The 13,015-nt window shown below is 36.5% G+C and carries 11 protein-coding genes and 2 pseudogenes; 3 read left to right on the top strand and 10 right to left on the bottom strand.

Annotation, left to right across the window (positions count from 1 at the left end; translation table 11 throughout):
- Positions 1-238: 238 nt before the first annotated feature.
- Together ACHABW_RS05095 and ACHABW_RS05090 are read right to left on the bottom strand one after the other, a co-directional pair.
- Positions 239-1,921, bottom strand: a complete 1,683-nt coding sequence (locus tag ACHABW_RS05095) for a PucR family transcriptional regulator (protein WP_435754354.1) — start codon at positions 1,919-1,921, stop codon at positions 239-241.
- A gap of 344 nt (positions 1,922-2,265) precedes the next feature.
- A pseudogene (locus tag ACHABW_RS05090) lies at positions 2,266-2,979 on the bottom strand (carbohydrate ABC transporter permease); the annotation flags it as partial.
- A gap of 6 nt (positions 2,980-2,985) precedes the next feature.
- Between ACHABW_RS05090 and ACHABW_RS05085 the strand changes: the two are divergent.
- Positions 2,986-3,240: an ROK family protein gene (locus ACHABW_RS05085; RefSeq protein ID WP_435754352.1), complete on the top strand. Its 255-nt coding sequence runs from the start codon at positions 2,986-2,988 to the stop codon at positions 3,238-3,240.
- 149 nt (positions 3,241-3,389) lie between these two features.
- Positions 3,390-3,619, top strand: a pseudogene (locus ACHABW_RS05080) (6-phospho-beta-glucosidase); the annotation flags it as partial.
- 68 nt (positions 3,620-3,687) lie between these two features.
- On the opposite strand, the gene ACHABW_RS05075 reads toward ACHABW_RS05080, so the two are convergent.
- The 8 genes from ACHABW_RS05075 to araD form a co-directional block, all read right to left on the bottom strand.
- On the bottom strand, positions 3,688-4,053 hold the full coding sequence (locus tag ACHABW_RS05075; protein ID WP_435754351.1) for a hypothetical protein: 366 nt from the start codon (positions 4,051-4,053) through the stop codon (positions 3,688-3,690).
- Between the two features lie 81 nt (positions 4,054-4,134).
- Positions 4,135-4,299 carry a hypothetical protein gene (locus ACHABW_RS05070; protein ID WP_435754350.1) on the bottom strand — a complete coding sequence of 55 codons (165 nt, stop codon included), beginning with the start codon at positions 4,297-4,299 and terminating at the stop codon, positions 4,135-4,137.
- A 424-nt stretch (positions 4,300-4,723) separates the two neighbouring features.
- Positions 4,724-4,972: a DUF6171 family protein gene (locus tag ACHABW_RS05065; protein ID WP_435754349.1), complete on the bottom strand. Its 249-nt coding sequence runs from the start codon at positions 4,970-4,972 to the stop codon at positions 4,724-4,726.
- 11 nt (positions 4,973-4,983) lie between these two features.
- Positions 4,984-6,474 carry an alpha-N-arabinofuranosidase gene (locus tag ACHABW_RS05060; RefSeq protein ID WP_435754348.1) on the bottom strand — a complete coding sequence of 497 codons (1,491 nt, stop codon included), beginning with the start codon at positions 6,472-6,474 and terminating at the stop codon, positions 4,984-4,986.
- 12 nt (positions 6,475-6,486) lie between these two features.
- A complete protein-coding gene (locus tag ACHABW_RS05055) occupies positions 6,487-7,680 on the bottom strand; it encodes a sn-glycerol-1-phosphate dehydrogenase (RefSeq protein ID WP_435754347.1) in 1,194 nt (397 codons plus the stop codon).
- The gene (locus ACHABW_RS05050) at positions 7,681-8,805 is read right to left on the bottom strand and encodes a GntR family transcriptional regulator (protein WP_110934745.1); all 1,125 of its coding nucleotides are present in this window, start codon (positions 8,803-8,805) and stop codon (positions 7,681-7,683) included.
- Positions 8,806-9,097: 292 nt separating this feature from the next.
- Positions 9,098-10,588: an L-arabinose isomerase gene (gene araA, locus ACHABW_RS05045; RefSeq protein WP_435754346.1), complete on the bottom strand. Its 1,491-nt coding sequence runs from the start codon at positions 10,586-10,588 to the stop codon at positions 9,098-9,100.
- 77 nt (positions 10,589-10,665) lie between these two features.
- On the bottom strand, positions 10,666-11,355 hold the full coding sequence (araD, locus tag ACHABW_RS05040) for an L-ribulose-5-phosphate 4-epimerase (protein WP_435754345.1): 690 nt from the start codon (positions 11,353-11,355) through the stop codon (positions 10,666-10,668).
- 718 nt (positions 11,356-12,073) lie between these two features.
- Between araD and ACHABW_RS05035 the strand changes: the two genes are divergently transcribed.
- Positions 12,074-13,006 (top strand): ArsR/SmtB family transcription factor, encoded by a 933-nt coding sequence (locus tag ACHABW_RS05035; protein ID WP_110934742.1) that lies wholly within the window; start codon positions 12,074-12,076, stop codon positions 13,004-13,006.
- Positions 13,007-13,015 lie beyond the last annotated feature (9 nt).

Below are 13,015 nucleotides of genomic sequence, written 5' to 3'. Positions count from 1 at the left end.
TTTTGTTCCTTAGTTTGTCGTCGTCTCGTTGTTTTACTGATTTTGCGGTCATTTGAGGGGGTGACACGTTGATTTCAAACACCCGATATATTATTTCCCGATTACGCACTCATTTCAGCTCCTTTCCCACTCATTTGAGAGGTCGACGCGTTCATTTCAACGCTCCATCCACTCATTCATTAGAAAACCTACTTTCCTGCATTAAAAAAGGCAACCAAAAGGCTGCCGGTAACTATCTTTATTCAATTTTTCGAAACATCCATAAACGAATACTTAATTCCAAAAGGAAAACATCATCAGAATTGACCAACGATAATTGCGTTAAAGACTCAATATTTCTTAAACGATAAAGAAGAGATTGTCGGTGCAAGTTAAGCGCTCTAGCTGTTTGACTTACATTCCCTTTATACTTGTTGTAAGCCATAAACGTTTGAATCAAATCAGTCTTTCTTTTTTTATCGTACTCAATTAACGGCTTTATTGTATCCTGAACAATTTGCTCCACCGTGCTATCGCTTGAAACAGTTATTAATAGTCGATTAATTCTTGTATCTTTAAAAAAGATACGTTCTCCGCACCCAAATTGCTGTTGCCCAATCTCTAAGGCCGTTTTAGCTTCATAGTAACTTTCATAAAAACCACTGTTATTATTTTTCCGCGCGGCAATCCCCCAAGACATCTCTACTTCTGTCAGCAATTCATTTAAACGGCGATCAATCGTATCCAAAAACTGATTCGCAGTTTCCGTATGCAAATGGTGATCTGTTTCTAAATAGATAATGACCTCATTTTCATCAAACGTAGCCATGGTTTTTCTATCGAGTAAATTTGCAGCATTTGTGACTTCCTTCTGAATGTAATAGTTAATACTTTGTAAAGACGAAGTAGTTGGACTATCCTTCTTTAATTTTGGGAAGTCCGCATATTCCTCTTTCCAACTAATCTCACCCACTATACACAAATAGGTTAAATCTAAATCATAGCCTAAAAGCTGTGCTTTTGACTTTAGATCTTGTTCGTTGGGCTTTTTATCCTTGGACAACTGTAGCAAAAAATTATCCTTTAATCGGATTTCAGTCATTTCTATTGCATTCTCTTTTAAAAAATAAAGGGCACATGCTGTCAATGAATGCTCCAAAACGTTCATAACAAACCAAGTCAAATCCTCTTTTTTCTCTAAACGAAACCAAAGGTATCCTTGTTTTCGGTGATTTGTGGCAATTAAAAGTTGGTACCATCTTTGTTCTCCAACTTTATACTCCTCCATATGTGGATAAAGGGGGTGATCTACGTATGTTCCTTCAAACATACTTGGGTCTTGAGTGGGAATCATTTCTTCGTGGGTGAAAATAGAGATAATATCTTTCTCAACATGCTTAGAGGTTCTAATCTTTTTAACGTAGTCATTAATAATAATCGGCAATTTAATATGTTTATAAATACCGTCTGCAATCTCTTCCAATCCTTTGCTTTGCAACACATCGTTAATAAGTTCTTGTCTCACTTCCTCCGATTGCTGTCGTTCTGTTTTTTTATCTTTATTTATTTCTTCCAAGACCATTTGCATGATATCACCAAAGCGAATATCCCAAGGAATATCGATAATTGGAAATTGATGTTTTTTTGCCAAAGTAATTAACTGATCAGGGAAATCGAAAACATATCTTCCTGTTGCAATGCCTAACATAGAGGCACCTGATTGAATAACGTCTTTCACAAATTGTTCCAATAACTTTGGATCCCCATGACATCCTATTCCAGTAGTAAGAACAAATTCATTTTCTCGAACAAAATTTTCTACTGGCATTTCGATCACGGAGATCCACTCGACCGATTTTTGATCTATATACTCTTCTCCTACTTTTATGACAGAATCATTTAATATCGAGAGTGCAACAACTTTTTTTGCCGCTAAACCCATCCCATCACCTCATCCTGTTAAACTAATACTTTTTTATTATAAATTGTTGATTAAGTAGAATAGGTTGGTACTACTCGGATTTTGCTAATGGTTAAAACTAAACTTTCCTTACATTCGTCGCCTTTCACTTCTTCAAAAGTTTTTCAAGAAAATTAATTAAATTTTCTGTTAGGTTTATTTTCTCACGAATGTATACTTTTGACAATCTTATTGTTTATGCTAATTGCAGTTGGATGTTGTCCGCTTATTGAGGGAATTTATCGTGAAAAAAATAATCCCACCAGCAATGATGCCGGTGAGATTATTTAGTAGAATTTACGTTTCTATTATGATTAAACTTCCAATTAACTTTTAACTGCACCATCAGTAATACTTTTAATAAACAAACGATTAAATAAAAGGAATACGATAATTAAAGGCACGGTTGCCCAGAATGTTCCGGATAAAATCATCCCGTAATCTCTTACCCGGTCATCCATTAACGATCGTAGAGCTACTTGAATTGTATGCATCGATTGGTCCTGCAATACAACTAAAGGCCACATGTAGTCTCCCCATATTGTCATAAAAACGATGACACCAAGTGTTGCAAAAGCAGGTAAAACCATTGGTATAACAATGTTCCAATAGATTCTAAAGTTAGAACAACCATCTATCCTTGCCGCTTCAATGATCATCTCATCATGAACCCTACTTGCAATATATTGCCTCATCCAAAATATTCCGAATGCATTCATAAGTCCTGGTATGATTACTGCCTTTAATTGGCTTAACCACCCTAACTCTGTGATAATAAAATACTGAGGAATCAACCCTAACTGAGGCGGAATCATCATTATCCCTAAAATAAACAAAAATAGAATCTTCCTGCCTGGAAACTCTAATTTAGCAAAAGCAAATCCAGCAAGTGAACAGAGAATGATAACTCCTAACGTTACATGCTACAATTAGCGAATTTAGCATTGCTCCAAAAAAGGAATACTATCTAGCACTTTTTCAAAGTTTTCTTTAAAAAAAGGACCAGGAATGACAACCGGTGGAGTTTTATTGATCATGCTACGCAAATGGTGGAAACTTTTTATCAAAGTCTAGCTATTGGTATATACAATATTACTTCCGTTTTAAATCCTGAAAAAATACTTATCGGCGGGGGTATCACGGATCGTCCAACATTCATCAAAGAACTTGAACAGCATTTACATTATATTGATCAAGTTTTTAATACTCGAATAGACACATGTCACTTTAAAAACGATGCTGGACTTGTCGGAGCACTAGCTCAACATTTATCTAAATATCAAGGTGTCGTCACTAAATAACGTTTACACCACAAATAGACTCTATCCTCTTTACTAATTTGTTGACGCTATGGTGTCGTAAGCTGTGATTATCGAAATCCATCTTATCATACAAAGGAGTTTTCACTATGAGTAACGAAAAGGGCTTAAAGTTGCAACAATTGGCGGAGGTTCCAGTTTCCATGCGAGGTTTAGTACAACAAATTAAGTCTTTTGAACGCACCGCTTCAGAAGCAGCAGTAAGCGGTGATTATAAAAAAGCATTATTAGCAATGGCGATTAATCCATTAGTTCTGATACAGTCGCAAAAAAAATTCTGGATGAAATGCTTGAAGCACACAAAGAACATTTACCTCAATTTTTCAAAGAAAGCACGCAGGCGCTTCTCTCTAAGAACTAAACATATAAGAAAAACGCGCAGCGTATTTTCAAAAAGCAACCACTTGTGGTTGCTTTTTGTTTCACCGTTTATTTTTCAGTAACGCTTTCATCTATATATGCATTAGATTCTCTTAACACATCTAATGCTTCTTCAAAATCTTCATCTGTAACTTCGAAATCTAATAGATGAGAAAAGGCATCACTTTTTTCTCTGTCCGATTTCCCGACATCCTTTAGGTTTGTTAGTCTAGCGAGCATCCCAGGTGGTCCTGCAGCAGTACCCATACCGCTTCCACCTACTCCTAAATTCGTAATCGGCAATAACATGACTCCTTTTGAACCCTCAGGAATTTTATCAATAAGAACATTGGAAACGTTTACTTTTTGAAGATTAGCGGAAGCTGCTTCTGCATCATTCTCTGTCTTAAAATAAGCTTGAATTTTATGACTCATTGTAAACACCCTTTCATTGGTTATTTACTTATTGTCTTCCCTTACATACGAGAATATAAACAACATAAGGGAAGAATTAAGCTATCTTTGAATAGCAGGAACATACTTAGATTGAATCGCTTCTACCTTTGCATCCTCTATATGTTGCTTTTTTTCAATCCGTTCAAATGCTTTCATTGCAAATTTTGTAATAAGTAATGCAAATAAACTACTTGCAAAGCCATAGGAAGTTATTCCAAGATGCAATGAAGGTTAAACTACGCTATTTAATGAAAATATATCGATCCTCCTTTAATAATTCATTAACCTGCATTTGCATGGTTTCGCATGTAAATATATGTCTAAAAAATGAAAACGTTAACCCGTTTAATTACATTATCATTAACAAATTTTTTTCCAATTAACTAAATTGTAAATAACAGGGTTTTATGTCTGTTAAGCGCTTAAAACCTTGCTATACATATGTATTTTGGGATTTGGAAAACATTATTGTTGGAAGATAACCCTTGATTCCTAGTCAGTAAATCATCACTGGTTAACATATATATATTAACTATATAGTCTGTGGGATATACGTGAGACGGGGGAGAATTTGAGTATTTTATGTCCATGATTGAAAAAAACAAAAAGAAGACTACTAAAACATTCGTCTTCTTTTTGGTTATCTATTTTACCATTGTGCATCCAATGGTTTAGGACATTTTTTATCTTTTAACATAGCCCGATGATACACAATACTGCCTGAATGCTGGCATGTCGTTCCATATTGTAAAGAAGGACATTCCATGCAGATTCCAAGCCTTTTTTGATACGTTTCTTCTGATACAGACTCTTCGTCCGACACATCTATTTCTATGTCTGCTGTGACATCTCTATCACAGCTTTTACACACTCGTGTGGCGTTATTTGCAATTAGCATCGGTCCACCTCTTAATTACTTAGCGTAATAACAGAAACTGACATCGGCGGTAATGTGACAGAAAGACCACCCTCTGAAACATTTATATTTTTAAGTTCTTTTGGAGAAACATTTTCAGGCTGATCAAACGTGTTATGAGAATTTGTTTTATCTGCCGTTAGAACTCGTCCCGTTACCTTAGGTTCTCCTTCTGTTAAACCTCGAAGCTGTAATGACAGCGGAGCATCGTTCTTAGTATCAATATTACACAAGCTAATATTGACTTCTCCGTTGGCTGCTTTGGAAACAGAAACACTTACTTGTGGAAGTTCTTTCTCATCCATTTTATAAGACTGAACATCTGCTGATACAGACAGGAATTGTGCATCTTGGTGAACTTTGAACATTTCAAAGACATGATAAGTCGGGGTTAATATCATTTTCTCCCCTTCTGTTAACAGCACTGACTGCAAAACGTTAATAGTTTGAGCAATATTTGTCATGTGAACTCTATCACTATGTTCATGAAAAATGTGGAAATGTAAACCTGCTACTAAAGCATCGCGAATCGTATTTTGCTGATAAAGGAAACCTGGGTTCGTACCTGGCTCTACATCAAACCAAGTTCCCCACTCATCGATAATCATCCCGATACGTTTATCTGGATCATACTTGTCCATGATAGTAGAATGCTTCGTAATCAATTCATCCATATGTAACGCTTTTTGCATGGTGATGAACCATTCGCTTTCACTTGGATCAGTAGCAGAACCTTTTCCTTCCCAGAAGTCCCCTGGAATAGTATAGTAATGCAAACTAAGACCATCCATTAAAGGAGCAGATTCCCGCATAAGGACCTCTGTCCAATTGTAATCATCAACGTTCGCGCCACCTGCAATTTTATAAAGCTTATTATCACCGTAATTTCTGACATACGTTTGGAATTGACGATAAAGATCAGAGTAATATTGTGGGCGCATGTTTCCACCACATCCCCAATTCTCATTACCTACTCCAAAATATTTCACTTTCCATGGCTCTTCTCTTCCGTTTTCTTTACGCAAGTTGGACATCGGTGATTCACCTTCGAATGTCAAATACTCGATCCACTCTTGCATCTCCAGAACTGTACCACTCCCAACATTACCATTAATATAAGGCTCCGCACCAAGCATGTCACAGAGCATCATAAATTCATGCGTTCCAAAGTGATTGTTTTCAACAACACCGCCCCAATGAGTGTTAACCATTCTTTTACGACCTTCACGTGGACCAATGCCATCCTTCCAATGATATTCATCGGCAAAACAACCACCAGGCCAGCGAAGAAGGGGAATATTAATATTTTTCAATGCTTCTACAACATCATTGCGAATGCCGTTTGTGTTAGGTATCGGTGAATCCTCCCCTACCCAAAACCCTTCATAAATACATCTTCCTAAATGTTCGGCAAAATGCCCGTAAATATTTTTATTAATGGTACTTTTTTCGATATCTGTATTAATAATAATTTGTTTTGTCATCTTTTCGTCCTCCTAAATTTTTTCTGTCACTTTCGTATTATAGTAATATAGCATCGTACACCGATCGCGGATCAAATGAGCTTCCTTTACACTTCTTCTAATTAGATCATCACTAATACCTAAAGCCGTTGCATTTCCGGGACCTCCAAGCTTTTCAAGCATCTGTTCCATTTCAACCTTACTTGGAATCTCATGAACTAACTTTTCCATTTCTTTTAGTTCATTCTCTGAAATTTTAGATTTTTCTAGCAAAGATTTCACTAGTTCCGGAAACACTTTGGACTTATAGAAATCAGCAATAATACTAGTTGATACTCCTACCTTGGCTCCATGCAAAAGTTGCGGTCGCCCCTGTTGAATGTATTCCATTTCCCAAAAATGAGACAAGTGATGTTCTGCCCCTGACGCTGGGTGTGAATGTCCGAACAATGACATCGCTAATCCGGATTGAATAAGTGCCTCAATTAAATGCTTAATGCCTTTATCTTCTCGTTCTGTTATAGCATCAAAGTTACTAATACAAGTATTCAACGCTGCTCGGGTCATTTTATCAGCTGCATCGCAATATGGTTCATTGTTTACTAGATGACCAAATCGCCAATCTGTTAATGAGGTGTATTTTCCCAATATATCGCCAAACCCAGCAGCTATCATTTCTTTAGGAGCATTCGCCAAAATATTTAAATCAGCAAAAACAGCAAGCGGTGCATGCGTTTGAAAAGTTAGTTTTTTCTTATTAACGACAATCGGAGCTCCCATGGAATTAAATCCATCCACCGATGGGGCTGTTGGAACTGAGATAAACGCTTTCATCATTTTAAAACTCACAAAACGAGTAATATCATGCAATGTTCCCGAACCGACAGCAATTAGTACATCGGTATCCTGTGGTACATCAAGTAATACTTGTACAATAGAACGCTCGTCAGCAATGACATCGCCTTGCCCATTCTCACCTACCACCGATATGGTCACATCGATATTTTCATCTGTCAAAAGATTAACTAGTTTTTTACCAGCTTTGTCATTCGTATTTTGATCAACGACTAAAACGGCCTTTAGAAACCTTTTCACTTTTAAAAATTCGGAGACTTTGCCTATAGCGTTGTTTTCTACAATGATCTTTTCAACGGGTAGAGGATAATGTGTATTCCCACACTGACACGTGTTTGCTAAATGGTTATACGATTCCTTCCATCCATGCATCTACTTCATCTCCATCATCTCAATTGATTTCGTTGAATTTCTAAGCACTAATTCAGGTGTATAAATAATTGAGGATTCCGCTTCCTTTATTAGTGAACTATTCTCTTGTTTACATTGAATTAGTTGGATAATCTTTTTCCCGGCAGCAACACCCATATCTACTTTTGGATGTGTAATTGTCGTTAATTTCACTTCTGATGCTACAGATAAAAAAGAATCATCATACCCTACTATTGAAATATCATTTGGAGTTGTCAGTTCCATTTCACGAACAATGTCAAGAAATTTAAGGGCTAATTCATCGTTATAACAAACAATCCCAGTGGGGCTGAGTTCTTTACCTTGAAGCAATTTTTTCAATTTCTGGTGAGGCTCTTCATGTTTTGTTTCTGTGGTATACGTAATGATGTTATGAGGAGAGATAGGTAGATTAGCCTTTCGATGCGCTTTAATAAACCCTTTCATCCTCTTGGTCCCCTGAATGTCATCATTCTTAAAAATACCAACAATATGTTTATGCCCTAAGTCAATGAGATGCTCTGTTTGTTTCATACCGCCTAAAATATCGTCTATCATGATATGAACAGGTTCCAACTCTTCATAATAAGCGTTTATCATTACATAAGGAATACCCACACGCTCTATATTTAAGTAATAATTAATATTCGGGTTAGGAAGCGCACTTTTCGTAGGCTCTACGATCAATCCATCATAATTCTGAGACAAGATTGATTCCAGGCATCTTTTTTCTTGTTCGGGATTGTTATTGGTGCTGAAGACAGTCATATGATAGCCTTTTTCACTAAGGAAACCTTCAATACCACGGATAATCGACGGGAAAATATAGTCCGAGAAATATGTAGTAATAACGGCGATATTTTTTCCTGACTCCTGACTACGATCCACATGCAATGATCTGTCCGCACAAAAAGTTCCTGCTCCTTGTTTCCGATAAAGTAGACCTTCATTGACTAAATCATCAATTGCTTTCCTGATGGTGTGACGGCTTACATGATATTCTTTCATTAATTCATTTTCAGAACCTATTTTTTGATGAGCAATGATAAAGCCCTCTAAAAGTTTTGATCGAATATTGTTTTTAACATAGTTATATTTTGTTCCCATTCTCCACCTCACACACTGATGCATTTCATACCATAAGATTTAAGTACATCAACTATTTTATTCAATCTATTTAGCTGTTTTCTAAAATATGTTGCTTACTAAAGGGTATGAAATCTTTTGAATTTGTTTAGGGCAGACTCTCTCTGTGGTCAACGCTTCAAACTCCTCAGGAAAATAACACTGTGGAGTTTGAAGCTTTCATGTCCCACTGGAGTGACCCCTTTCCCGCAAAAAACAACAAGGTTAGGAAAACAGCTATTTTTCTTTTTAGAGGGTCTAAGTTAGTACTCGTCTATGAAAGTCGGTGATACACTTCATTCCATTTCAATTCATTTTGGAAGTTCATTACATTCGTGCTTTCATTAATAAACACAACTTCAACATCTGTTAATGTTGCCCAATCGTTCAGTTGCTCAGGAGTAACGTTAAAACTAAACACTGTGTGATGTGCTCCACCTGCATGAATCCAAGCTTCTGTCGCTTCACTTAAAGATGGCTTGGCTTTCCATAATACTTTAGCTACTGGTAATTTTGGCGTTTCTTTCGGTGCTGTCACAGCTTCAACTTCATTGACTACGAGACGGAAACGATGGCCAATATCAATTAAAGAAGCATTCAACGCACGTCCACTTGCTCCATCAAACACTAATCTTGCAGGATCTTCTTTTCCACCAATAGAAAGAGGATGTACTAAGATTTTAGGTTTGTTAGCAGCAATTGTTGGACACACTTCAAGCATATGAGATCCTACAACAAGCTCATTTCCTTCTTCTAAATGATACGTGTAATCTTCCATGAACGAAGTACCTTTACCATCAGAAATAATCTTCATCATACGCATTAATGCCGCAGTTTTCCAATCGCCTTCACCGCCAAAACCATATCCTTCAGCCATTAATCGTTGAACCGCTAGACCTGGTAGCTGTTTCATACCGTGTAAATCTTCGAAGTTAGTTGTAAAAGCAGAGAAGCCACCTTCTTCTAGAAATGCTTTCATACCTAATTCAATTCTCGCCTGTTCAAGGACGGATGCTTTTACCTCATCGGATTGCTTTATCGCATCATCCAAGACATATAGCTCTTGATACTCTTCAAACAAAGCATTTACTTCTTCATCCGAGATTTTATTCATACGCTCTACAAGATCGCCTATACCAAAAGCAGTAATAGACCAGCCAAACTTGATCTGTGCTTCTACTTTGTCTCCCTCTGTTACAGCAACTTCACGCATATTGTCCCCAAAACGAGCAACTTTAAGATTATGTCCGTCTGTGACAGCAACCGCAGTTCGCATCCACCCTGCAATTCGCTCTCTCACATCGTTGTTTTCCCAGTGACCGACGACTACTTTTCTCGCAATATTCATTCTCGCTCCAATAAATCCATACTCTCTGTCACCATGTGCCGATTGATTTAAATTCATAAAGTCCATATCAATATCTTCCCATGGGATTTCTCTGTTAAATTGCGTATGAAGATGCAATAAAGGTTTATTCAATTGCTTCAATCCTGCGATCCACATTTTTGCAGGTGAAAAAGTATGCATCCATGTGATAATTCCCGCACACTCTTCATCACTATTTGCATCAATTGCCATTTGGCGAATCGCCTGTGGATTGGTTAAAACCGGTTTGATAACAATTTCAGAAGGGAAATTCGCTTCCTTATTTAATTTATCAACAATTTCCTGTGAATGGCTTTCTACCTCATCAATTGCTTCTTTTCCATATAAGTGCTGACTCCCTGTAATAAACCAAAATGTATACTTTTTTGTCTTTAACATTGTTATTCCTCCCTGGAATTAGATATATTTTTTTGTCCGTTTGTTTTGTCTTCCTCTTCCCATTTTTTGCGCTTTTGTTATTTTTGACCGTAGTAAGCATCCTTACCATGTTTTCTATTAAAATGACGATCTAACAAAGTTTGATCCATAGGAGGAGTGTCCGCTTTTATGGATCGGGTTTTTGCTGCCATCTTAGCAACTTCCTCCATAACTACTGCATTATGAACAGCATTCATCGGATCAGTTCCCCAAACAAAAGGAGCATGTGAGTTTACGAGAACTCCTGGTGTATGCAAAGGATTCATGTTTTCAAAAGCTTCAATAATTACATTACCGGTTTCCAATTCATAATCGCCATTAATCTCTTTTTCTGTCATCGGTCGCGTGCAAGGAATTTCACCCTGGAAATAGTCCGCATGAGTCGTTCCATAAGCGGGAATGCCTTGTCCGGTTTGTGCCCATGAAGTCGCCCAAGCTGAGTGTGTATGAACAATTCCACCAATATTTTCAAACGCTTTATATAATGCTAGATGAGTAGGTGTGTCCGATGACGGTTTAAGTTCTCCATCAACCACATTCCCATCCAAGTCTACAACGACCATGTCCTTACTCTTCATCTCAAAATACTCGACACCACTTGGTTTAATTACAACCAAACCATTTTCTCTGTCAATACCGCTTACATTTCCCCACGTAAACGTTACCAATTGGTATTTCGGAAGTGCTAAATTCGCTTTAAATACAGTTTCTTTTAACTGCTGTAGCATGATGCTTCATTCCCTTCCTTGAAATTAAATAATAATATAATTTTCATTATAAACTTGTACGGATGATTTTTCATCCTTTTTATAAAAATAAATGAAAACCCTTTCTAATTTATTTACTTTTCATTAAACTGCAAGTAATACCATTGATCAATTAAGACTTTCATTTTATACTTATTTTCATAGCTTAATTATTCCGCTTTATAGCATGAATTGTTCAAATCACTCTGTTTTTTAGAGAAAATCGCTACATTGAGAATGAAAATTAACCTTTAAAAATCCCTCCTCAGTAAATAACTTATACGTATAAGGTTTATTTTATATGAAATTGATAACAATTGGAAGTACTTAGTCATAATTTTTGTAATTCATTTTATATTTTTGTTAAATAAAAGGGTGTTTTTGTACAAGTACAGATTAATTAAACTAAAATTCACTGATAAAACCTTGTTAGATACTCTTTCATTTAGTAAACATAAATGTTAATATTATAAGGAAGGTACTCTAATTAAAATATGAATAAGGCATCACTTCACTATCTTATATAGCTCACTGTATAGACCGATTAATTTTGGTAAAAGTGAGTAAACAAGCCTGAAAATGTACATTATTCTTTTAAGCCCATTAAATTATGATAAGCTATAACTAGAAATTGAAGGGTACTTAGAACACACTGTTTTTAGAGGAGATTATTCCATACTATTGTAACGGAGGAACTAGCATGCAATTAGATATTTCGACTGATTCATTGCCTGTTTATGAAGCACTTGCCAGCAAAGTCAGGTTAGCCATTATTCAGCAACTTACAATGCGTTCAATGAACATTAGAGAATTGGCCGCAGCTGTGAGTTTAAGTAGTGCAATTATGACTATGCATATTAAAAAGTTAGAGAAATCAGGTATTATACGTACGGAAATGGTTCCGGGAAAAGCCGGTATACAAAAGCTATGTATTTTAGACGTAGACCACATTGACATTCATTTCCCCCCAAAAACAGAAAGCTTGACGCAATTTCATGAAACCATTTTATCTGTTGGACATTATACTGATTTTGATGTTGAACCTACTTGCGGTTTAGCTTCAACAGAACAAATTATTGGTGAATTTGATGAACCAAGGTATTTTCTGGATCCAGAAAGAGTTAACGCGAAAATCTTGTGGTTCAGTAAAGGATACATTGAATATAAGATCCCTAATTTCCTGACGTCAACGGAAACACCAAAGGCACTTGAGATCTCTTTAGAAATGTCTTCAGAAGCTCCTTTCACTAATGAAAACTGGCCATCTGACATTACTTTTTACTTGAATAATATTGATCTTGGGACTTGGACAAGTCCCGGTGATTTCGGTGATAGTCCAGGTAAATACACCCCGGACTGGTGGCCTAAGATTATTAATCAGTATGGACTACTTAAGTTTATTAGAGTGACAGAAGAAGGAACTTTTATGGATGGTATGAAGCTCTCCGATGTATCCATTCAGGATGTTCAAATTCGTTCGAAACAGTGGTCTTTTCGAGTATCCGTACCGGAAGAAGCCAAAAATGTTGGTGGTGTGACCATTTTCGGTTCCAACTTCGGTAACTATAATCAAGATATCGTTTTCAGACTATTTCATACTAAAGATTTGAATCCAGATTCTAAAAAAAGGTAAGAAAAAAAT

Source organism: Salipaludibacillus sp. CF4.18, assembly GCF_051262595.1.
In the GTDB taxonomy this organism is placed as follows: Bacteria; Bacillota; Bacilli; order Bacillales; family Salisediminibacteriaceae; genus Salipaludibacillus; species Salipaludibacillus neizhouensis.
This window is presented reverse-complemented; position numbering and strand designations above follow the sequence as displayed.